Here is a 23309-nt window from a genome sequence, read left to right as displayed (position 1 = left end):
AGCTAATAAACAAAAACACAAAGGCCATTGAAGATGGTATGAAAGATCAAAGTATATTCATCCAAAAAGCCAACACCTTTGTAAATGAGATAAAAGATGGCAACTATGAAGCAAGCCTAGAAGCTGATACAAACAACCCAGCTCTAAATCAACTAAAAAGCACATTTAAAGATCTACAACTTGCTCTTAAAAATGCAATATCAAGTAATGGTAAAGATGTACTTGATCTACTAAACACTTATAAAAACCAAGACTTTACAAAAAGACTTGATGATGATGGTAAGATAGCAAGTGGTATAAACTCTCTAGGCATAGAGATATCTAAAATGCTAAATGACAATCTAAACCAAGCACAAGTACTAGAAGAAAAAGCTAAACTTCTAGCTAGCTCAGTATCTAAAGTAGCTAGCTCAGCAAACACTCAAGCAAATAGCTTACAAGAAAGCGCAGCTGCAGTTGAACAAATGTCTAGCTCAATGAATGCCATCTCTCAAAAGACAGCTGATGTTATAAGACAAAGTGATGAGATCAAAAACATCATAACTATCATTAGAGATATAGCAGATCAAACAAACCTTCTAGCTCTTAATGCTGCAATAGAAGCTGCACGTGCAGGAGAGCATGGTAGAGGATTTGCCGTTGTTGCTGATGAAGTTAGAAAACTAGCTGAAAGAACACAAAAATCACTTGGTGAGATAGAAGCAAATACAAATGTCCTAGCTCAATCAATAAATGAGATGAGTGAATCAATCAAAGAGCAAAGTGAAGGCATAAATATGATAAATCAATCAGTTGCTCAAATAGATCACTTAACAAAAGAGAATGTGGTAATTGCAAACCAAGCAAACGAAGTAACATCAGAAGTAGATGAGATGGCTAAAGCCATAGTTGAAGAGGTTAGAAAGAAGAGGTTTTAACTTCTTTCTTTAGAGTTTTAACAAAATCAAATTTGTTTAATGCAAAACTACTCAATAAACCCCAACCTAGTTTAGGCTGGGTTGGGGGGTTTATATATTTTTAAATTTAATTCTTTATATAGTTACTTTAAATTCTAGACTTTAATTTTAATCTTGGGTTTTTATATTTTTCTACTCTTGCTTGTAATGTTTTACAAATTTTAAAATTTATGAACGAGCATATCACGCTTCTAAATTTAGTGGCGAATAGTTATGAGCCCTAAATTTAGTAAGTTGCTAAGGCGAGTGAGTAAAGTTTTAAAATTTGCAAAAAAAACTTTATTGCATTTATAAATTCTTTTATTTAAAAGGGAGACAAGGGGACTCGAGTTACGAAGCCGTCCCCTTATCCCCCTTTTTAAATCCCCTAATCCCCTCGCACGTTAGAAGTGGCATGCTTCAGTGCTTCGCACTGCATGCGTTTTAAAAGCCCTAATAAATTTTAGATACACACGCTCATAAATTTTTAAAATTTGCCTGACTTCTTTTAGCGCACGTACCTATACACTTTACAAGCTTGTGTAAATTTCTGTCATTACGTTAAATTTAAACGAATTTTAATAGATAAATGCCGATAATTAGGGCGTTAAATCACCTTTAAAGGATAGACATGAAAAAGATCTTTGCTCTTTTACTGACAGCTTTTGTTGCTCTTTGCGCAAACGAGCTAAAATTTGGTACAGCGGCAAACTACCCGCCATTTGAATACATCGATGAAAACAACAAAATAACAGGCTTTGACATCGATTTGATAGATGAAATTTCAAAGCGTGCTGGCTTTTCATACAAGATCATAAATATGAGCTTTGATGGCCTCATACCTGCGCTTAAGGCTGGTAAGATAAATGGCATCATAAGTGCGATGAGTGCGACTCCAGACAGACTAAAGTCGATCGACTTTACAAAGCCATACTACCTAACTGAAAACATCTACCTAAAGAAAAAAGGCAACGATGCGCTCAAGGCTAAAGAAGAGCTTGCTGGTAAGAGAATAGGCGTGCAACAAGGCACTATCCAAGAGCTAGCTGCAAATGCGATAAATGGCGCAAAAGTAGTGCCTTCAGAAGATACTGTGCCACTCATCATGGGGCTAAAAGTTGGCAAATTTGACGCGGTTATCCTTGATAGCTCGATCGGCTACGGCTTTATCAAGAAAAACCCTGAAGTAGAGGCATTTTTCAAAGAGGTTGATGGCAGCGAGGGCTTTTCAATCGCTTTTGATAAAAATAAGCAGAGTGAGCTTATCGCTAAGATAAATCAAATTTTAGATGAGATGAAAAAAGACGGCAGTTACGACGCACTGCTTAAAAAATACGAACTAAAATAACGCCTCCTAACTAGCCTGCAAATTTGGCAGGCTAGCTTTATCTTGCATTTTAAAATTTATACTAAAATCCGCTTTTACATAGAAATTTAAAGGACGGATTATGAGAAAAATTCTGCTGCTTTTGTGCCTGGCACTTAGCCTCTTTGCCTTGCAAAATGACAAAGATATGCTAAGTGGCGAGCTTGAAAACGGGCTAAAATACTATATAAAAGAGAATAAACTCCCACAAAAAACGGCCATCTTTTACCTAGTCGTAAACTCAGGCTCGACTGATGAGAGAGAGGGCGAGCAGGGGCTTGCGCACTTTTTGGAGCACATGGCGTTTAATGGCAGCCGCGACTTTAGCAAAAATGAGCTCATCAAACAGCTTGAGAGCCTTGGGGTCAAATTTGGCGCTGATCTAAACGCGCAAACAAGCTACGATCAGACGAGCTACACGCTAAGCATAAATGTAAATGAGAAAAATTTAAAGGATGTTTTTAAGGTCTTTTCAAACTGGATAGACGGCGTAAAGATCGATGCAGGCGAGCTTGATAAGGAGCGGGGCGTCGTCATGGAAGAGGAGCGCCAGCGAAACACGCCAGCATATAGGCTCTATCTTGCCCAAAGTAAGGACATCTTTGCAGGTAGCATCTATCAAAAAAGAGTGCCAATAGGCGACATGAACGTGATAAAAAGCGTGGATGCTAAACACATGCAAGAGTTTTACGAGAGGCTTTATCAGCCAAGATTTATGAGCTTTGTGGCAGTTGGCGACTTTGATAAAAACGAGATAAAAGCCCTGATAGAAAAAAGCTTTAGCGCAGCAAAAAACAGCAACTCTTACGCTCATCCAGATAAAAGTATCGCTTTTAAAGATGGGCTAAACGTCTTTAACTACGACGCAAACGAGACGGCGGCTCAGTTTGTAAGACTTAGCTTTTTTGATAAATTTAAGCCAGTCTTGGATGAGGCTGATGTGAAGAGAAATTTAAAAGATGCGCTAATAGAAAGCCTTATAAATATGCTTTATGAGCAAAAAAATGCAAATAATTCATCAAATTTAAGTGTTGATTTTATGGCGCAAACGCTTCAAGCAAAGCAAAAAATTTATAGTTTTGAGGCAAATGTGATCGGAGATGATTTTAACGCTAGCCTTAAAGATATGTTAAGCGTTTTAAAGGGCATTGAGAAATTTGGCTTTAATAAAGGCGACTTTAGCGATGTGAAAAAGGCGTTTGTGGCAAACGTGGAGGCTAAATTTAAACGCTCAAAAACTAAAAAATCAAGCGTTTATGCAGGTGAAATTTTAAATATGATCGAAAATGGCGGCTTTGTGCTAAGCGACGAAGATAGCAAAAACCTTAGCCTAAAGCTCTTAAACGAGATCACTCTTGAAGAGGTAAATGCTAGATTTAGGCAAATTTTAGCCATACCTGATGAGCGCGTGAGGGTCTTTAGTAAAGATGGCTTTAAGCTTAGCAAAGATGCCTTTTTGAAGCTAAAAGATGAGGCAAAACCTTACGATACAAATTTAGCTAACCAGAGCCTAAATAAGAGCCTTGGCAATGAAAATTTAGAGCCAAAAGATACCCTTTCTAGCGAATTTGACCAAAAGCATGGCATCTACACTTATAAGCTGCCAAATGGCTCGCAAGTCATCTTTAAGCCACTAGCTACCAAAAAAGATAGCATTTTGTTTGCAGCCATTAGCAAGGGCGGCACTTCAGATCTAGCTGATCCTAAGCTTGGCGGTTTTGCGGTTGCGCTCACAAATGAAAGTGGCGTTGGCAAATTTAACAACTACGAGCTTTCAAAGGTGCTAAACGACAAGATAGTAAGCTACGAAAAGAGTATAGAAGCGCTTACACAGGGCATTTACGGCTCATCTAGCACGGGCGATCTTGACTCACTAATGGCTGTTATAAATTTAGAGTTTAGCTCTCCAAGAGCCGATGCAAACGTGTTTGAGAGGATAAAACAAAGAGCAAAAGATGAGCTAGCTAAAGAGCAAAATTTGCCTGAATATAAATTTAGCACCGAATTTAGCAAGTTTTTTTACGAAAACAACAAGCGTGTAGCGCCCGTTGAGATGGCTCAGATCGACGCTTTAAATTTACAAGAGCTTACAAAGATCGTGTATGATAAATTTACAAACGCAGCCTCATACACCTTCGTAATCATCGGCGATACCGACGAACAGAGGCTTTTGCCACTTGTTAAAAAGTATATCGCTACTTTGCCAAAGCTTGGCGAGGCTGAAAATTTTAAAGATGATGGCGTGCGAAGCATCAAAGGGCAGCACACCTTTAAAAGAGAGTATCAAAGCACAAAAAGAAGCGATGTGAGCGTGGATATCGTAAATTTAGATACAAAATATAGCTTCAAAGAGGTGGTCAAGCTAAGAGCGCTAAGCTCGGTCTTAAAAACGGCGCTTCGAGAAAAGATCAGAGAAGACAAAGGTCAAACATACGGCTTTAGCTTAAATGCCAAGCTCGCTCGCTATCCGTATGAGCACTCAAAGGCGGTGATCGGCTTTACTTGCGACCCTGCAAACACGGACAAGATCATCGCCGAGATAAAGGAGATAATAGCTAACATCAAGCGTGATGGCGCGCTCTTGCCAAAACATTTGGAGGATTTTAAGGCGCAGAGTGAAATTTCTATAAAGAAAGACTATGAAAAGCCTGAGTTTTGGCAAAATCTCATCATCTCAAATAAAATTTTTAACACGCCACTTTACACGGCTGATGAGTATATAGATGTGGTCAAAGCGCTCACAAATGACGACATCAAAGAGGCTGCTAGGCTATATCTTGGTGAGAAAAATATGGTGATAAGTATAAATAATCCGAAGTAGAAATTTTTTGGGGCTGGGCTGGCTGGTTCTTTAAATTCAAATATAAATTTAGAGGACTAAACCAGCCTCCAAAATTTAAGCAAAATAAATTTAGCGCGCTAAGCCAGCCCCAAAATTTAAACCCTAAAGCTAAGCCAGTATATCCTTTGGCTTTAGCTTGTTTAGCTTTTGCACTAGATCATCAAAGCTCGCACCATTTTCGACCTCACGCCTGATAAACTCCTCGAAAAATTCGCGTTTTATATCCTTGTCCGTGTAGGTCACGCTCTTTTTGGTAACTTGCATAGGCTTAAATTTCTCTTCTTCTATCTCTTCACCGCCATCTTCTCTAACTGGCGTAAGAGCGATATTTTGCAGCACATCAGCGATATTTTCACCCTTTTCATAGCTTGTTTTTAGAAATTTCAAAAACTCATCTTTGCTGTTTTTATCAGCGTAGCTTACACGCTGTGGCATCGCTTGACCTAGGATTTCTATGCGCTTCTTAGCCGATGTTTGCTCGTAAGAGAGAGCCCCGTCTTTGAAAGAAATTTTCACATTTGCATGCTCGCCAAGTATCTTTTCGGCGGTAAATTCCAGCCATTTGTCTTTAAATTTATCGACACTTAGATCAGAATCTAGCAAATTTCTAGCCTCACGACTTAGATGAAGTACGCCAATGTCGTGATTGATTAGAGCGCCAAGAGCTTTGGTGGCATTAGCGGATATGTGATAGGTTTTGTTAAACTCATCTACACTAAATCCGTTTTTCTCGCTAGTAAGGATGGAATTTAACCTCCAAAGCTTCGTGCTATCAACGAAATTTTTAAGGCTAGCAACCTCGTCTTTACTCATAGAACTATCTATGCCATTTATCTTGCCCCAGATAGAAATTTTATAATTTGACGAGTAGCCAGAGAGTGATAGATGCTTGATGTCTAGGGCATTGGGAGAAATTTTTACCTTGCCTAAATTTGCGATAGTCGTTGGCTGCTTATTAAAAGTGTCTTGATAGTTAAAGCTTTGATTAAATCCATTTAGTGCGTTTATCATGTCAAATCCTTTAACACTATATCGGCAAATGGATTTAAATTTTAAGTTGAATTATTTTTTATTGCGGTATTTTTCGAAAATGGCGATCATCTGGTGCGAATCTTGCGCGACTTTGAGCTTGTTTGGGTTTTTGCTAAGCAGCTCTTCTCTTAAAGCGTCGATGAACTCCTTGTCTTTTTTGCAGGCTTCAAGGCTCACACGTCCTCTAAGTATAGCCATAAATATAACATCGGCAGTCGCGTTTATCATCTCAAGCATCTTTTCTTCGCTCATTTTTTTAAATTTTGTCCTTTTTTAAGCAAATATTATTCCTTTACGCTTACAAAATTTATTATTTTCACCTCTTGGCTCTCTTTGCAAGCCTCCAGCGCAGCCGCATTTTTCACCATGTGAGCGCTCTTCATGTGCTCTTTTTGGCTCTCTAAATTTTCCCAGCTCTCCATAAAGCAGTATTCGCTTTTAGAGCCTGCAACTACGCCACACTCGTAGCTTATGCAGCCTTTGTCTTTTCTTGAAGCTGGCACGATCTCTTTTAAAATCTCTTCAAATTTCGCCTCGCATCCAGCTTTTAACTTTACATTTACATAAAATCCTACCATTTCTTATCCTTTAATATTTTTTGGCTAAAATAACGCAATTTAGACGCAAGTTTGCGTATCACATTACAAGGCCTTTTCATGACAAGATGATACAAAATACTAAATTTATAACTCATAAAACCAACCAAAAACAGTAAATTTAACCAAAATCGGAGAAAAAATGAAAAGACGAGACTTTTTAAAGCTTGGTGCCTTAAGTGCAGCAAGCCTTCAGGCAAAAGAGCTTGACGGAGCAGCTCAGGCGCTTTTTGACAAGCAAAGCGGGCTAAGTGCGAACAAATTTGGCCCATTTTATGTAAGAACTATCGCAGGGCGCGTTGTAGAGACTGAGCCATTTGAGGGCGATGCGTGCCCAAATGAGCTAAACAACGCACTTCTTGATCATATCCAAAATGAAAGCCGTGTAAAATATCCATTTGTTAGAAAGAGCTTTTTGGCTGACCCAAACAACCCAAAGCCAGAGCTTCGTGGCAAAGAGGAGTTTGTGCGCGTTAGCTGGGACGAAGCGATAAAACTAAGTGCAAAAATTTTAAAAGAAAATTTTGATAAATACGGCGCTGAAGCGATCTACGGACAGGTTTATCAGTGGGGTAGCCTTGGCAAAGTTGGTCACAGCCAAAAGACCGCAAAGAGGCTACTTAACGTGCTTGGCGGATATGTAAATGAGCTTGGTGGCTACTCATACGGCGCAGCGACTGTCATCATGCCGCACATCACTGGCTCGATCGACCCAACACTAGCACCAACAAAGTGGGAGGCTATCTTAAAAAATGCCAAGACTATCGTATTTTGGGGCACAAACCCAGTCGTTTCAAACAAGATCGCCATTGGTGTGCCGCTTCACAACTCATATAAATACTACGACGAGATCAGAAAAAAAGGCGAGAGCGGCGAGATGAAAATTTATAGCGTGGACGTTTATCACAACGAAAGCGCAAGATATTTTGGCGCAAAGTACCTTGAAGTCGTGCCTTGCACCGATACGGCGATGATGATAGGTATGTGTAACTACCTTTTTGAAAAGGGGCTTTACAGCAAAGAATTTATAGACAAATACACCGTTGGCTTTGATAAATTTAAAGAGTATATGCTTGGCACAAAAGACGGGGTAAATAAAAACCTAGCTTGGGCAAGCAAAATTTGTGGCGTGAGCGAGCAAGAACTGGCGAAATTTAGCGAGTATCTAGCCAAAAACGACGCAGTCATAGTTAGCGGCTACGCGATTCAGCGGCAAGATCACGGCGAGATGGCCTACTGGGCGCTTGTGACGCTAAATGCGATGCTTGGACACATCGGCAAAGAGGGTTGTGGCTTTGTCACAAATGACGGCATGCACAAAAACGCCGACGAGAGCTTTGTAGCGCCTAAACTAGCGGCTTTTGAGACGAAAGTGCCACAAAGATTTATCGACAGCGGTCTAGTGCCAAAGACTAAGGGCTACGAGCTGCCAAACTCAAGGCTCATAGACGCGCTTTTAAGCCCTGGCAAAGAGATAACTAGAAATGGCAAGAGTTACAAGCTACCAAAGATCAGAGTGATGTTTAACGCCAACGGCTCGACATTTACAAGGCACCCAGAGACAAACAGAGCGATAAAAGCTATGCAAAAAGTGCAAGCGATCATCACTTGCGAGCCATTTTGGACGAGCACGGCCAAATTTAGCGACATCGTCCTGCCAGCTGCGCTTGAGTGCGAGCGAACGGACATCGAGATGGCAAACTCAACTAACGAATATCTCTTTGCCATTAAGCCGCTTGTCACGCCATTTGGCGAGAGCAAGAGCGACTTCGAGATCGCAAGGCTCATTGCAAAAGAGTGGGGCAGAGAAGAGGCATTTAGCGAGGGCAAAAGCGAGCTAGAGTGGGTCAAAGAAATTTACGAAGATGCCGTTAAAAAGGCTGCTGGGCTTGAGTATGAGAGCATGCCAAGCTTTGATGAGTTTTGGCAGAAGGGATATTTTAGATTTGACAAGGTCGATGAGAAAAAACGCTACTTTACAAACTATAAGAAATTCCGCGACGACCCAGTGGCAAATCCGCTAAAAACGCCATCTGGCAAGATAGAAATTTACTCTGAAACGGTCGCTGGCTTTGGCTATGATGACTGCCCGCCGCATGCGACGTGGCTTGAGCCATTTGAGTGGCTGGGTGCAAAAAATAAAAAATACCCTATCGCCATCAGCGGCGCGCACTCTAAATTTAGACTTCACTCACAGCTAAATAACTCTGTGCTTCGCCATTTTAACGAGATCGCAGAGCGCGAGCCAGTGCTCATAAACCCAAAAACAGCCGAGGCTAGAGGGATAAAAATGGGCGATGTGGTTAAAATTTACAACGACAGGGGCGAAATTTTGTGCGGTGCATTTGTGACCGAGGACGTGCCACAAAACGTCGTCATCGTGAGCGAGGGCGCTTGGTACGACCCAGATGTGCCAGGCGAGAAGAGCCTTTGCTTGCACGGAAATTTAAACGTGCTCACAAAAGACGTGCCATCAAGCAAGATGAGCCAGAGCAACACCGCCCACACGAGCCTTGTCGAGGTCGAGAAATTTAAAGGCACGCCAAAACGTGTCAGGACGTTTGACGCACCAAAGATCGCCGCAAGAAAGGCCTAAAAGTAACACTTTGAAAATTTAAAGTGCTAAAAGCTATCCTTTTTTAAATAATTAGAGTTAAAATCTAAGAAAAAAGAAAGGATAGCTCATGAAAATCACTGAAATAGACACCCCAGCACTGCTCATAGACAAAGATATAGTGCTAAAAAACTTAGAAAAAATGCAAAAATATGCTGATAAATTTAACGTAAGCTTAAGACCACATACTAAAACGCACAAGATGCCGTATTTTGCAAAACTGCAAGTAGAGTGCGGCGCAAAGGGCATCACGGTGGCAAAGGTGGGCGAGGCTGAAGTGATGGCAAAAGAGGGGCTAAACGACATTTTCATCGCAAATGAGATCGTCACAAGGCAGAAATTTGCTCGCATTATAGCGCTTGTAAGATCTGGCGTTAAAGTGAGCTTTGGCGTCGATAGCGTGGGCGTTTTAAGACTCATCGATGAGGTCTTTGGCGAGGCTGGCGAGATAGCTAGGCTGCTTGTTGAGATAGAAGTTGGCGAAAACCGCTCAGGCGTCATAGAAGAGGGCGATTTTACAGCTTTGATGAGTGCTTTTAAAGAGTGCAAAAACGTGGAATTTTGCGGCGTTTTCTCACATGATGGCCACTCATACAAGGCAAAAGATAAGCGTGAGTGCGAGCAAATTTTTAGGGTGGCAACCAAGAGAACGCTAAAATTTGCTGATATCGCGCGTGAGTTTGGATATGAAAATTTTACCGTTAGCATAGGCTCGACGCCCTCACTGATAAATGATTTTGAGATACCAAAAGGCGTTACGGAGCTTCGCCCCGGCACATATATATTTATGGATGCGTCGCAGGCAAATGCTTATGGCAGCTTTGATATGAACGCCGCTAGCGTGCTTAGCGTCGTGATCTCAAGGCCGACTGCGACCCGCACGATCCTTGATGCTGGGGCAAAGGCGCTAACCAAAGAGAGGCGCAGCGAGGGCTTTTGCACGACGCCTGGCATGGGGCTCATCGCGGAGCATGAGGTGTGGATAGATAGCCTATTTGACGAGCATGCGATCATCTTAAACGAGAAATTTGCAAAAAGTGTGCGCGTGGGCGATTTAGTACGTATCTATCCAAACCACATCTGTCCGGTGGTAAATTTGTATGACTACGCCTATCTCGTAAGTGGCGATGAGGTCTGCGAGAAAGTGCCTGTTTTGGCCCGTGGAAGGATAGAGTAGGAAAAATTCTAGGGTTTTATGCAAAAAATCAAATTTTAAAATTCAATAAAGCTTTTTACAAATTTTAAACTTTCATTCACTTGCAAGAATTGACTACTAAAATTTGGCTTCGCTTACCTCTTAGCTCAAATTTTAGAGCCGAAATTACTCGTTCATGAAATTTTAAAATTTGCCTGACACTTACCTGATGATAAACCGCATGCAGTGCTTTAGCACTGACGCATGCACCTTGAACGTGCGAGGGGATTGTGGGATCTAAAGGGAGATAAGGGGACGGCTTCGTAATTTAAGCCCCCATTGTCTCCCTTTTTGATAAAAAGAAATTTATAAATTTAATCAAGCTATTTTGCAAATTTTAAAATTCCATTCACTCCTAAGAATTGACTACTAAAATTTGGCTTCGCTTACAGCTTAGCTCAAATTTTAGAGCCGAAATTACTCATTCATGAAATTTTAAAATTTACAAGGCGCTCACAGCTCACACATGCAGTTTGAGTTCAAATTTCATTTTAATATCACCGAACTCTCTTGCAGTTTTTCTAGCTTTAAAATTTGCTCTTTTGGCTTTGCTTTTAGGCGCTCAAGCATCGCTATTTTTTGGGCGTAAATTTCATTAAATTCTGTCTTTATGTCAAGCAAAGTTTTATTTAAAAAGGAGTTATTTGAGCACATAAGATCGTCAAATTCATACAGGCTAAAGGCATTTAGCATGCGCTCATAAACCCCTTTTGCACTTGGGATATAAAGTGGCGTGCCCATTTGCAGGTGCGAATTTAGCGAGTTTTCGATCTTTTGCTTTAGAAAATAAACCGTAAGCTTAAGCGCATTTTCGTAGTTTGACGCAACCTTTACGTCAAGCTTTTCAAAAAAGAGCGATATCTTTTGCGTCGCCTTAAATTTGGCATTTTCATACTCTCTTAAGAAATTCTCATATGTCCTGCCAGCGTAGGTATTTATCGATTTTGTCTCGTAGTTTGAGGCAAACTCATCAAATGGATTAAAGCTCTCGTAGCGAGATTTGTAAACGAAAAGCTCATCTTCTAAGCTTTTATAAAGCCCATCAAAAGCCGATATGATCTCGTTTTCAAGCTCTTTTAGGTCTCTTTTATAGCGTTTAAAAAATTTAGAAAAGACGATATCTTCGTAGATGAGCTTTGAAAAGACCTCGTCCGTGTCAAGGCTTATCATCTCAAAGTTCTCGCGCTTATAAATTTCTTTGTTTAAAAGCGTCTTTGCTGGGTTAAATTTTGTCCTAGAAAATGGCTTAAGCAGCTTAAAAACTTCATCACTTGCAAGCTTTATAGCCTCGCTCATATCGCTGTATCGCATGGCGATTTTAGGCTTAAACTCATCTTTTATCGCCTCTAGTTTTTCTTCAAGCGTGGCATTAAATTTATCCAAAATTTCATCAGCTGCGCTATAAACTTTTAGGCGATTTTCTTGCTCGCTAATTAAAAAATTTACTATCTTTTTCGCCCTTGCTTTTATGAAATTTTCTTTAAAGCTCACACTTAAAAACGTCTCTTTTACCGCGCTTAGTGCTTTAGCGAAATTTGAGCTTTCTAGCTCGCTATTGTTTTCATTTGTGATGCCATGGAGTGCTTGCTTTGACGAGATGGCGATGATATCTTCAAAAAGCTCGCCATAAGTTTGCCTAGCGTGCTTTAGCAAGCTTTCAAGCTCATCCTCGCTTAGCTTATCCTTTTGGTTGATGAAGCAAAGAGCCTTTAGATCGTTTGTCTTTAAAATTTCTTCTACGCTTTCAAGCTCGCTAGCCTTTGCTGCGTTGTTTGCGAGGCTTAGCCATATCGCGCCGCAGACCTTTTTTAGCGTATTTTTGGTCTCTTTTGTGTCGGCATCTCGTAGTGAGTTTAGCCCTGGCGTGTCGGTGAAATTTACCTCTTTTAAAATTTCACTTGGCGCATAAAGTGTCATGCTTTTTATCTGCTCGCTCATGGCGTTTAGCTCTGCAAGCTCGCTGCTAGCTAGCAAACTCTCGCTGCCATTTGCAAATTTCACGCTAAGAAGTGGCATCTTTGCAAATTTTAGCCGCACAGCCTTTGCTGTGACGGGCGTTAGACCTGATGGCAAGATGTTTTGTCTAAGCAAAGCGTTTAAAAATGTTGATTTGCCACTTGAAAACTGCCCTATAACAGCGATGAGAGGTGGCTCATTTAGCGTGTCGATTAGTAAATTTAGGCTCTCTTTTATCTCATCGCTTGCGTGCAGGCTTGGATCATTTAGCTCGTTTACCAGCCTTGCTAGCTCACCCTTAAAGTCGCTTGTAAAAACCTTAAAATATCTCGCCTTATAGGCATTTATGAACTCATTAAACATTTTCTAGCTCCTCTAAAAGCGAGCAAATTTCATCTTGCAAGGCGTTTTGCTCTTTTAGTTTTAAAAGTGAGTTTTGATTTTGCGAGCTAAGCTTTTCTAGCTCACGATCTAGCTCTTTTAGCCTCTTATCAAGCGTGGCTTTTTGAGCGCTTTCGTAGGTTTTTATGAGGTTTAAAAGGCGGTTTTTTTCGTGGTCAGTTAAAATTTCACAAAATTGAGAGATATTTTTATCTTTTAGCAATCCCCTTTTTAAGCCTAAAAGTGCTTCACTTGCGTCACTTGAAATTTTAGCTCTAAATGCAGCTAAAAGCTCCTTAAATTCAAGCTTTACGCCCATTTGCTCTAAAAAGTCATTGATGTTAAAAACCTCATCTTTGCTCATCACATAATCATCAAAATTTAAAGCGATGTTTTGCTCGCATGCTTTTGTTTGCACCAAAGTTTCGTTTCTAGCCTCTCTCATAAGTGCCATCACACCGTCACGAAGCGTCGTTTTTGCGATTTGCTCTAGGCGCTCAAAATTTAAGCTTTGCTTTTTGCTTTTGCAGTAGGCTATCTCACTTTTTACCTTGTCGTTTAGATTTTGCAAAAGCGTCTCAAGCCCCATTTTATAGATGTTTTTGGTATTGCTGCTTTCAAGCTTTACAAGCTCGTTTTTGGTTAGACTTTCAAGTTTGGAGAAATTTTCACTAAGTGCGTTTTTGACGCTTGCCTGCTCATTTTGAAGCTTTTTAAGCTCCACTTCATAAGCTTTGAGCGACAAAATTTCAGCCTTAGTGGCTTCAAGCTTGCTATTTAGGATATTTTTTAGCTCCTTTTGATACGAGCTTAAAATAAGGGCTGATTTTTTAGAGTTTTTGCCAAAAAGCACCTCGTAAAGATAGTCCTTAAACTCCTCTACACCGCTATTTGCAGCACCTTCTAAGTAGCTTTTTGCACTAAGCGCAAAATAATCAATCTCCACGCCATTTATCTGCTCGCCGATCGCTTTTTTAGTGTAGTTTAGCGTCTCGTTTAGCTCTTTGGCACTTAGCTCATCAGCGTGAGTTAGCACCACGGCAAGCCTTACGATATGCGAGTTTTCAAGACATTTTTTCAAAAAGAGCGCGTCCTTTTGCGTGGCACTTTGTGAGGCGTTCATCAGGTGAGCCAAAAGGTCACACTTTTTCATAAAATTTGTAGTGATCTGCTCTCTTAGAATCACCGCATCATCGATGCCTGGCGTGTCTATGATGCAGACATTGTCCTTTAAAAGCTCCAAGTCGTCATAAAGTTCGACACTTTTTACAAGATTTGCTGTTTTTGAGCTTGAAGAGGTGTAGTTTTTTATCTCGTCTATGCCGATATCTACGCTTTTGCTTGGCAAATTTTCGCTTGGTATACCAAGTGCTAAAAGCTCATCTAAGGTGTAAAAATTTACTCTCGCAAAGCTATCTTTGGAGTATTTTAAAATGGTTAAATTTATCGTTTCTGGCACGTTTGAAGCGCCAAGGACGGATTTGTTTAAAAGGGCATTTAAAAGGGTTGATTTGCCAGAGTTTATGACGCCACTTGCAGCTATGTTAAAAAGCGTTTCATTTGATCTTTTTTTGGCTGCCACAAGCGCCTCTAAAAATGTTTTTTCGTTATCAAGCAAGCTGGCTTTTTCGTTTATCTCGTTTAAAAAGTCTAGGTTTTTATGGAAGTGATCTTTTGGCTTTATATGAGAAATTTTAGCCTCATTAGCGCCCTTGTTTTTGCTTATGATCTTTTCTAAAAAGCCAAATTTCTCTTCATCTATGATCTTTTCATCACGCAATATTTCTAGGTATTTTACGATCTCATCGCTTGAAATTTTAGCCTCGTTTAGCGCCTTAAGAGTCGCAAGCTGCGCACTTTGTATGCTAAATATATCAAGCTCGATTTTAAGCCTTTTTAGCACCGCTCTAAACTCATCAAGCGCCATAAACTGATCTAAATTTTTCTCGTCGCATATTAAAAGAAGAGCTAGCAGATCTGGGTAAAATGGCACGCTAGCAGCAGCATTTGTATAAATTTTATTTGCACGCCAAGCCTGTTTTAAAAACTCATTCATAAAGACTCTTTTTATTGATATTTTGGGATTTTATTAAATTTTTACTTATGAAGCTATCAAAGAAGAGTTACGAGCTTTAGTAGATGGTAAAACACAACTTTAATTTCTAAAATAGCTAATTTGCTCTTGCAAATAAGTGAGAGCATTGCTTTTAAAATGTAATACTTTTAAACTTAAAGATATTTATTTTAGTAGCAAAATTTATCTTGCGTAAAACATCGCAATCAAACCGCGGTTTATATCTTTTGTGTCGCCATCATCTATCTTTGCAACCTTTGAGATATTAACACTTTTATCGCTATTTATCGTGAAGGTAAGCTCAATAACTCTCTCATTTATCTTTTTAGTATTTTCACCAAAATAGATCACTTCTGGCTCTTTTTGCGAGTAGTAGGCGGCATATTTGCTTTGGGCTACGACGTTGTCAAAGACCCATTTTTGCTTGATATCTAAAATTTGAGCAAGCTCATTTTTAAACTCAAGATCACAGCTAACAGAGGCTATATAGCTAGCGCTTTCTTTCATTGGATCAAATTTACAGTGTTTGTTTGCGATGGATAAAATAGTCTCTTTGTCTATACTTTTACCGTTCTTTAATATGCTATTTGCGCTATCAAGTGCTAGCTCCAAGCTGTTATCAACTTTTTTTTGCTGAGCAGCCTTGGCATTATTTAGAGCTTTTATGTAGCCGTTATTTTTTCTTTTAAACTCATCTTCAAGTACATTTTTTCCCACTACGCAGCTTACTTTAACCACTTTCTTTCCATCGCTACTAATGTCTTGCCACTGAGTGCTTGAGCAACCTTTAAAGCTATCTATCGCCGAGCCTATTGTTATTGATTTATTACCTTTTAAAGTGTAGTTCTTAACAAGGACTATGTTGCTTTCCTTGCAGCCCACTAATAATAAAAGTGCGCTAAATCCTAGAAATAGAGCCTTTTTCATCATTTTACCTTTTTGTAAATCTGATAAAATAGTACCAAACTAAAGTTTAAATTATTATGATTTTATTAAAATAAATTACATAAATATAATTTATTAAAATAATTATTGAAATTTTAGAATTTTATAAATGAATAATTTTAGTAGTCAATTCTTACCAGCAGTGAAAGTTTTAAAATTTGTAAAACATAGATTTATAATTTAAATTTTGCCTATGTGATATGTGCTTTGCTAATTTTCAAAACAAATTTTTGCTAAAACCGGCTTAGAAATTTAGCTCAATTATCTTTTGTAAATTTTTGATATTTTCTTTGATGTTACCATCTTTGTAGATCGCTGAGATGACGGCGATGAGATCAGGTTTTACGTGAGAGAGCGAGCCGATATTTGTCTCATTTATACCACCTATCACACAAACAGGTAGGTTTAAAATTTGCTTTGCCTCTTTAACCACTTCAAGCTCACATTTTGGAGCATTTGGCTTTGTGGGGCTTGTAAAAATAGAGCCAAAAGCAGCGTAGCTAGCACCGTTTTTAGCGGCATTGATGGCTAAATTTATATCGTTATAGCAGCTAACGCCAACATATGCGTCTTTGCCCAAAATCTCAAACGCCTCTTTTATGTCCCCATCGTCTTTGCCCAGATGAACAGCCTTTGCGCCTATCTTTTTAGCAAATTTGACATCATCATTTACGATGAATTTCGCGCCAAATTTCTCGCATAAATTTAAAATTTCACTTGCGAGCTTCTCATTTTTGACCGCTTTTTTTGACCTAAACTGAAAAAATTTAACCCCGCACTCCAAAATCTCTCTTACGTATTCTAAAGCCAAATTTTCAGGCATTAAAATATCATCGCTAATAGCGTAAATTTCAGCCATTAATCCCTGCTTTATGATCTATAAGCCGTGCTCCAAATTTACTTTTATGAGCATTTTTTATCCCGTTTGCCACAAATTTTTTAGCCATTTTTATGGCGCTTACTAGATCACTTTGCTGCGCTAAAATGGCCGCTAGCGAGCTTGAGAAGCTACAACCAGCCCCGTGCATCACTCTAGGCTCAAAAAGCTCCTCGCTAAATTTCATGACGCCACCATTTTTTAGATAGAGCGTATCCTCGCAAATTTCATCAACCTTCGTTCGCTTTAGCACCATATCGCAAGGCAAATTTGTAAAATTAATACCCAAAATCCTAGCCTCATCTACGTTTGGCGTGGCAACACTTGCGAGGTTTAAAAGCTCTTTTAGCGCTTCGATCGCCCCATCTTCTAGCAGTTTTGCACCTGACTTTGCCACACAAACAGGGTCTATCACAACTGGCACATTTTTAGCTCTTAACCCCTTTAAAAACGCGCTTACAACGGCTATTATCTCCTCGTTAAAGAGCATGCCAACCTTCACAGCGTCTATGTCAAGCTCGGCTAGCACCATCTCAAACTGAGCTTTCACCATCTTTGCTGGCATCGCAAGCACGCTGCTAACGCCATTTGTATTTTGCGCGGTCACGGCTGTGATGACGCTTGCGCTAAAACAGCCAAATGCCTCGCAACTTTTTATGTCCGCCTGCACTCCTGCACCCCCGACGCTGTCGCTTCCAGCAACTATCAAAACATTTTTTTTACTCACCCACACACCCACTTATCTCTTTTACGTCAAAAGGGTCTTTGACCTGCCATGAAAGTGCGTATTTCTCGATGCTTTTCTTGATCGCACTCACCAAATAATCAATATCCTCAAAAGTATGCGTATAGTGCAGGCTAACCCTCACCCAGCCTGGCTTGTGGGTGAAATTTGGATCCTCTTTTAGCCCCAAAAGGTCGTGTCCGTACGAGCCTGCGCACGAGCAGCCAGCACGTGTTTGTATGCCATACTCTTTGCTTAAAATTTTTGAAAGCTCGTATGGAGCTACGTTTTTTACATTAAATGAAAAAATGGCAAGGCGCTTTAAATTTGCCGGGCAGTAGCTAACTAGCTCTGGGATCTCTCTTAACCTTTGGCAAAAGTATTCGCTAAGCTCGCTCTCGTTTTCGTAAATGGTAGCAAGCCCTATCTCTTCTCTTAGCTTGTAAGCTAAATTTGCCCGTATAAGCCCCAAAATAGGCGGTGTGCCAGCCTCTTCAAGTGCCTCTTGATCCTTTAAAAATATATGGTAGCTTTTGCTCACATAGCTTACCGTGCCACCACCTGCAAAGCTTGGCACATCGTCATTTGCTAGCACTTTTTTGATTGCCAGTAGCCCACAGCTACCAACTCCGCCAAGAAGCTTATGCGGCGAGATAAAGAGCGCGTCAAAGTAGTCGCAGTCTAAATTTGCATAGGCGCTAAGGCTCGCCACGTCAAATGCCACGATGCCGCCAAATTTCTTAACGAGCGTGTAAATTTGCTTGTAGTCGCTTATGACGCCTGTGACGTTTGAGGCTGCGCTAAAACTAGCGATGATCTCGCGCCCTTGGTTTATCTTTAAAATTTGCTCCAAGTGAGACAGGTCGATGCTGCCGTCTTTTGCAAGTCTGATGCGCTCAACCTCGCAAAGCGCCTCTTTAAAGCTGATCTCATTTGAGTGGTGTTCATAAGGTCCAAGAATGACTAGAGGCGAGTCGTTGTTTGGCTTTAGATCAAACCTTCTTTTAGTAGCTGGAGGCACGTAAAGCCCCAAAAGCTCTTGAAATTTCTTGATCGCACCAGTGGCGCCGTATCCAGTGGCTATGAGATAAAACCTATCATCAAGCCCAAGAGCGCGCTTTAGCTCGCTTCTAGCGCTATCATACAAAAGCTGCGTTTTATAGGCATTTGAGGATGTTAGCGAGTGGGTGTTGGCGTAGGTTTTTAAGATATCAGCGACCTCGTCCTCGATAGGCTTATACGCAAGCCCAGAGGCGGTGTAGTCGAAATAATGTATCCCTTTTTTTAAAATAATATCTCTTCTAATGTGCTCTAAATTTACCAACTTTAGCCTTTTAGTTTTTGCGTGATTATAATTAAAATTTTCTAAAAATATGCTACAATCCGCCACACAAAGGATACGAAATTTTAGCCATAAAATCGACATTTGAGCGGATGAAGCACCTTGGTATTGCTGAAGTTATAAAATTTCATCTTGTTTTTGATGACTTTTTATTAAAGGGCTCATACTACGATGTTTTTGAGGCGATCAGGGCTGAAATTTTAGATGATTATAAAAATTTGATGGCTAGGTTTTACTTTGACGAGGATAGCGACGAGGCCATCAAAATGGCTCTCATTAAGCTTGCTAGAAGCGACAGAAAGAAATTTAGCGTAAATAAAATTTTGCCCCAAAGCATGACAAATAGGGTCTATGCAAAGCTTTTTAGTAAGGATTTTTTAGTGCTTGAAAAGAGCCAAGAAAAGCCACGAGTAAAAAATAAACGCCAAATTTTAAAAAAGAGTGAGCGAGCTTATAAGATAGAGGATAAAATTCACTTCAACAGCCATTTTTCAAGGTTTTGGTTTAGATTTATCGAGCCAAATTTAAGCCTTTTAAAAGAGGGCAGGAGTGAAGAAATTTTAGAGCTTATAAGAAGAGAATTTGACGAGTACGCGAGCCTTGGCTTTGAGCTTTTAAGCGGCGAGCTAATGGCTAAAAAGCTTGGGTTTGATGGCATTTTGTTAAGCTCATTTTGGAGCAAAAATATAGAGCTAGACATGCTTTTTAGCATAAATGGCAAGATAATAGTCGGCGAAGCAAAGTATAAAGAACGAAAAATTTGTAAAAATGTCTTAAATTTAGTCCTTCACAAGTGCGAAAGACTTGGCATAAAGCCTGATATCGTGGCACTTTTTTCAAAAAGTGGCTTTAGCAACGAGCTTTTGGGCTTAAAAGATGAGCGACTTAGGCTTTATGAGATAAAAGATTATGAGGAGTTGCTGTGAGTGATATCGATATACAAAATGGCCTAAAAAGCCTAATAGAGCAGACCTATCTGATAGAGCGTGAGTATAAAAATTTGACCGCTTCTTATATGAGCTTGCAAGGTTTTATAAAAGATATCGTGGAAATTTTGCCAAATGCCATTTGGGTGCTTGATGAAAATGATGAAATTTTCTTACAAAACTCAGAGGCGCAAAAGCTTGGCAAAGCGCTAAATTTCATCCCAAAAGATGAGGGCGAGCTAAATTTTGGCTCACAAATTTATCTAGTAAAAAAGGTGGTCAAAGACGATAAAAAGATCATCTCTGCTACTGACATAACGCAAGAAAAACGCACCGAGCGCCTAGCCTCGATGGGTCAAGTAGCAGCGCACCTAGCTCACGAGATAAGAAACCCCATAGGCTCTATCTCGCTTCTAAACTCCACGCTTTTAAAAAGGGCTGAGCCAAAAATTTTGCCCATCGTAGAGCAGATACAAAAGGGAATTTGGCGGGTTGAGCGCATCATCAAAGCCACACTTCTTTTTACAAAAGGGCTTAGCATCATGCCAAAGGAATTTAACTTTTTAGACATCAAAAGTGAGTGCGAAGAGGCGCTTAAATTTTATGAATATTCAAAAGATATAAGTTTTGAGCTAAATTTCCCTGACGCCCTTTATAGTGGCGACTTTGACCTCATCGCGATGGTCTTTCAAAACATTTTATTTAACGCGATCGACGCCATCGAAGAGGACGAAAACGACGAAGGTGTGGTGAGACTAAGCTACGAAAAGACACCAAATGAGCATAAATTTATAGTCTATGACAGCGGCGTTTCTATAAAAAATGAAAATATCGTCTTTGAGCCGTTTAAGACGAGCAAACTAAAAGGCAATGGCCTAGGACTGCACCTTTGCCTGCAGATAATAGAAGCGCACAAGGGCAGCATAGAGATAACCCTTGAGCCAAAGACATTTTGTATAAATTTACCTATAAAGGAGAAGTGATGAGTGAAATTTTAGATGAGCTAAATGCGTGGCAAAATGGCCTAAAAGCGCTTAAATTTAGTGAAATTTTTAAAAATGGCAGCGAAAAAGTGGCATTTATAAGCGTTGATATGATAAATGGCTTTTGTTGTGAAGGCGCACTAGCTAGCAAGCGTGTGGGTGAGCTCTCAAAGGGCATAGCAGAGACTTTTAAGCTAGCAAGGGATAAATTTGACCTTAAAAACTTCATCCTCATCCAAGATGCTCATGAGCCAAATTCAGCTGAGTTTGCGAGCTTTCCAGCTCATGCTTTAAAAGGGCAAAATGAGGCAGAGGCAGTTTATGAGCTAAGAAATTTAGACTTTTTTAGTGAGATGAAAATTTTTTATAAAAACTCACTTAGCATCGCTTATTCGCAGGAGTTTAATAAATTTATAAGTAAATTTGATAGCTTTGTCATTATGGGCGACTGCACCGATATGTGCATCTATCAGCTTGTTTCTCACCTAAGACTTAGCGCAAATGAGCAAAATTTAAAAAGAGAAATCATCGTGCCTGCAAATTTAGTGCAAACCTACGATGCACCAGGGCATAGTGGAGATTTTTATCAATATGTATTTTTACAACACATGCAAATGGCACTAAATGCACGTGTAGTAAAAGAGCTAGAAATTTAGCCATATATTTATATTAAAAACAATTATCAAGTTATAAAATTTAGCGCTTATCTATCGTATTAATATAATTAATAACGCGGATTTGCGCTAATTTTCAGATCTATTCTCTTTAAATTTCTCTTCTTATAAAATATTTTTAGGTTACATTTTTACAATATATTTGACATTAACTATCAATATAGTTATAATCACGCTCAAATTTTAAAAATAAGAGGTATTATGGAACTTTTAAAACACAACATTGACTATATAATCATCGGTATTTTGGGCGTTATGAGCTTTTTTGTGCTTTGGTATACGATAGAGCGTATCATTTTTTACTCACGCGTCGATATAAATAGCTACAAAAACATCGAAGAGCTCGATGAGGCGCTAACAAAAAATTTAACCACACTTTATATCATCTACTCAAATGCCCCATATATCGGGCTTCTTGGCACGGTTGCTGGCATAATGATCACATTTTACGACATGGGTATGGCTGGCGGCATTGATACAAAAAGTATCATGATTGGCCTATCTTTAGCACTAAAAGCGACCGCATTTGGCCTACTTGTGGCGATCCCGACGCTTATGATCTACAACGGCTTTGTTAGAAAAGTCGATGTCATGATAAACAGATACAAGGCCAAAAATGCGTCTAAATAAAAAAGATGGGCTAAATATCGTCCCATTTATTGATATCATGCTCGTTTTGCTAGCCATCGTGCTAAGCATCTCGACCTTCATCGCCCAAGGCAAGATCGCAGTTGATCTACCAAGTGCGAGCAGTACAGAGCAGATAAAAGAGGACGAGAAAAAAGTGAGTGTCGTTATCGATAAAGATAATAAATTTTTTATAGATGACGCGGAAATTTCGGAAGATGAGCTGAAAGATAAGCTAAATGCCATTGATACTAAGACTTTAGTGCAGCTAAAAAGCGACAAAAACGCTAAATTTGAGAGCTTTGTGAAGGTCATAGATATATTAAAAGAAAAGGGACACGAAAACTTTGCAATCCAAACAGTCTCTGAGTAAAATTTCAAACTATAGTGGCTTAGCAGTATCGGCGATAGTGCATGTAGCAGCGGCTTATTTTTTGCTTTCACATAATTTTAGTGAGATAAAGATAGACGAGCAAAAACCTATAAAAATAGCTCTAAATTCTTTTACTCCAGTGCCGCAAACTTCAGCTCCGCAGATAAGCGAACAAGTGATGATACCAGAGCCAATACCTCCGGCTCCACCGCCACCACCTGAGCCTCCTAAGCCAGAACCTAAGCCCGAGCCAAAAATAGAGCCAAAGCCACTGCCAAAACCAGAGCCAAAAAAGATAGAAAAGCCTAAAGCTGAACCTAAAAAAGTGGAGAAAAAGCCACTGCCAAAGCCTGAGCCTCGCCCTGAGCCAAAGGTGGAGCCAACACCTGCTATCACTGCGCCATCTCCTGCCGCGACCCCAGCACCTGTTGTAAATTCAAATTTACCAGCAAATAATAAGTCTATCGCCTCAGCTCCAGCTCAAAAAGTAGCCCAAGAGCTAAATTTATCAAACGCACAGAGCGATGAGGGCTTTAGCAAGGTCATAGCAGCTGTGAAAAAGCATAAAAGCTACCCAAACAACGCTAGAAGGATGAAGCATCAAGGCATTGTTGAAGTTAGATTTTTGCTTAAAACAGATGGCAGCATAGACGAGCTAAAGGTTACTAAAAGTTCAGGCTTTGAGTCGCTTGATAATGGTGCTTTAGAAAATGTCAAAAAAGCAAGCTCTGAGTTTCCAAAGCCAAAAGAAGCTCGCTATCTTCGCTTTCCGATAGCATTTACATTAAGATAGTTTTAGTTTTTTGACTTATTTTTTGCAAGATATATTAATGTATAAAATAAAGAT

20 protein-coding genes are annotated in these 23309 nt (G+C 39.8%); 11 read left to right on the top strand and 9 right to left on the bottom strand.

What is annotated here, in order from left to right; translation table 11 throughout:
- The 3 genes from F3G91_RS03420 to F3G91_RS03410 all read left to right on the top strand — a co-directional run.
- Positions 1-917, top strand: a 917-nt coding sequence (locus tag F3G91_RS03420; RefSeq protein WP_223227807.1) for a methyl-accepting chemotaxis protein, incomplete at its 5' end; no start/stop codon positions are given.
- Between the two features lie 649 nt (positions 918-1566).
- Positions 1567-2283, top strand: a complete 717-nt coding sequence (locus F3G91_RS03415; protein ID WP_149700690.1) for a basic amino acid ABC transporter substrate-binding protein — start codon at positions 1567-1569, stop codon at positions 2281-2283.
- 100 nt (positions 2284-2383) lie between these two features.
- A complete protein-coding gene (locus tag F3G91_RS03410) occupies positions 2384-5122 on the top strand; it encodes a M16 family metallopeptidase (RefSeq protein ID WP_149700689.1) in 2739 nt (912 codons plus the stop codon).
- Between the two features lie 129 nt (positions 5123-5251).
- Here F3G91_RS03410 and F3G91_RS03405 read toward each other — a convergent pair whose 3' ends face one another.
- Genes F3G91_RS03405 through F3G91_RS03395 form a run of 3 tightly spaced genes read right to left on the bottom strand, consistent with a single transcriptional unit; the run spans position 5252 to position 6753 of the window.
- Positions 5252-6154 carry a Cj0814-related protein gene (locus tag F3G91_RS03405; RefSeq protein WP_087583727.1) on the bottom strand — a complete coding sequence of 301 codons (903 nt, stop codon included), beginning with the start codon at positions 6152-6154 and terminating at the stop codon, positions 5252-5254.
- A 51-nt stretch (positions 6155-6205) separates the two neighbouring features.
- On the bottom strand, positions 6206-6427 hold the full coding sequence (locus tag F3G91_RS03400; RefSeq protein WP_087581498.1) for a nicotinate phosphoribosyltransferase: 222 nt from the start codon (positions 6425-6427) through the stop codon (positions 6206-6208).
- Between the two features lie 32 nt (positions 6428-6459).
- On the bottom strand, positions 6460-6753 hold the full coding sequence (locus tag F3G91_RS03395) for a putative quinol monooxygenase (protein WP_021084216.1): 294 nt from the start codon (positions 6751-6753) through the stop codon (positions 6460-6462).
- 160 nt (positions 6754-6913) lie between these two features.
- On the opposite strand from F3G91_RS03395, the gene F3G91_RS03390 reads away from it, so the two are divergent.
- Together F3G91_RS03390 and F3G91_RS03385 are read left to right on the top strand one after the other, a co-directional pair.
- Positions 6914-9367, top strand: coding sequence for a molybdopterin-dependent oxidoreductase (locus tag F3G91_RS03390; protein WP_149700688.1), 2454 nt, complete (start codon positions 6914-6916; stop codon positions 9365-9367).
- 88 nt (positions 9368-9455) lie between these two features.
- Positions 9456-10562 (top strand): D-TA family PLP-dependent enzyme, encoded by a 1107-nt coding sequence (locus F3G91_RS03385; RefSeq protein ID WP_149700687.1) that lies wholly within the window; start codon positions 9456-9458, stop codon positions 10560-10562.
- A 504-nt stretch (positions 10563-11066) separates the two neighbouring features.
- On the opposite strand, the gene F3G91_RS03380 is transcribed toward F3G91_RS03385, so the two are convergent.
- From F3G91_RS03380 to F3G91_RS03355, 6 genes are all read right to left on the bottom strand, one after another.
- Complete coding sequence (locus F3G91_RS03380; RefSeq protein WP_149700686.1) at positions 11067-12899, bottom strand: dynamin family protein; 1833 nt, start codon at positions 12897-12899, stop codon at positions 11067-11069.
- Positions 12892-14973, bottom strand: coding sequence for a dynamin family protein (locus F3G91_RS03375; RefSeq protein ID WP_149700685.1), 2082 nt, complete (start codon positions 14971-14973; stop codon positions 12892-12894). Before F3G91_RS03375 ends, F3G91_RS03380 begins: the two co-directional genes overlap by 8 nt.
- 201 nt (positions 14974-15174) lie before the next feature.
- A complete protein-coding gene (locus tag F3G91_RS03370; protein ID WP_149700684.1) occupies positions 15175-15918 on the bottom strand; it encodes a hypothetical protein in 744 nt (247 codons plus the stop codon).
- Between the two features lie 262 nt (positions 15919-16180).
- Complete coding sequence (gene thiE, locus F3G91_RS03365; RefSeq protein WP_149700683.1) at positions 16181-16795, bottom strand: thiamine phosphate synthase; 615 nt, start codon at positions 16793-16795, stop codon at positions 16181-16183.
- Positions 16788-17540: a bifunctional hydroxymethylpyrimidine kinase/phosphomethylpyrimidine kinase gene (gene thiD / locus F3G91_RS03360; RefSeq protein ID WP_411160723.1), complete on the bottom strand. Its 753-nt coding sequence runs from the start codon at positions 17538-17540 to the stop codon at positions 16788-16790. The genes thiE and thiD overlap by 8 nt, the downstream gene beginning before the upstream one ends.
- Entirely contained in the window at positions 17533-18861 is a 1329-nt protein-coding gene (locus tag F3G91_RS03355) for an aminotransferase class V-fold PLP-dependent enzyme (protein ID WP_149700682.1), read from the bottom strand. The genes thiD and F3G91_RS03355 overlap by 8 nt, the downstream gene beginning before the upstream one ends.
- A gap of 110 nt (positions 18862-18971) precedes the next feature.
- On the opposite strand from F3G91_RS03355, the gene F3G91_RS03350 reads away from it, so the two are divergent.
- The 6 genes from F3G91_RS03350 to F3G91_RS03325 all read left to right on the top strand — a co-directional run bounded on the left by F3G91_RS03350 (position 18972) and on the right by F3G91_RS03325 (position 23255).
- On the top strand, positions 18972-19805 hold the full coding sequence (locus F3G91_RS03350; protein ID WP_103595858.1) for a DUF234 domain-containing protein: 834 nt from the start codon (positions 18972-18974) through the stop codon (positions 19803-19805).
- The gene (locus tag F3G91_RS03345) at positions 19802-20788 is read left to right on the top strand and encodes a sensor histidine kinase (protein WP_149700681.1); all 987 of its coding nucleotides are present in this window, start codon (positions 19802-19804) and stop codon (positions 20786-20788) included. Before F3G91_RS03350 ends, F3G91_RS03345 begins: the two co-directional genes overlap by 4 nt.
- Positions 20788-21444 (top strand): isochorismatase family protein, encoded by a 657-nt coding sequence (locus F3G91_RS03340; RefSeq protein ID WP_149700680.1) that lies wholly within the window; start codon positions 20788-20790, stop codon positions 21442-21444. The genes F3G91_RS03345 and F3G91_RS03340 overlap by 1 nt, the downstream gene beginning before the upstream one ends.
- A 219-nt stretch (positions 21445-21663) precedes the next feature.
- Positions 21664-22092, top strand: a complete 429-nt coding sequence (gene exbB, locus F3G91_RS03335; protein ID WP_103573494.1) for a TonB-system energizer ExbB — start codon at positions 21664-21666, stop codon at positions 22090-22092.
- Complete coding sequence (exbD, locus tag F3G91_RS03330; RefSeq protein WP_103567691.1) at positions 22079-22462, top strand: TonB system transport protein ExbD; 384 nt, start codon at positions 22079-22081, stop codon at positions 22460-22462. The genes exbB and exbD overlap by 14 nt, the downstream gene beginning before the upstream one ends.
- Before the next feature lie 61 nt (positions 22463-22523).
- Complete coding sequence (locus F3G91_RS03325) at positions 22524-23255, top strand: energy transducer TonB (RefSeq protein WP_223227806.1); 732 nt, start codon at positions 22524-22526, stop codon at positions 23253-23255.
- Positions 23256-23309 lie beyond the last annotated feature (54 nt).

It is taken from the genome of Campylobacter concisus (genome assembly GCF_902460715.1).
GTDB lineage: Bacteria > Campylobacterota > Campylobacteria > Campylobacterales > Campylobacteraceae > Campylobacter_A > Campylobacter_A concisus_AK.
The sequence above is the reverse complement of the archived record's forward strand: the minus strand, read 5'-3'. Positions and strand labels throughout refer to the sequence as shown.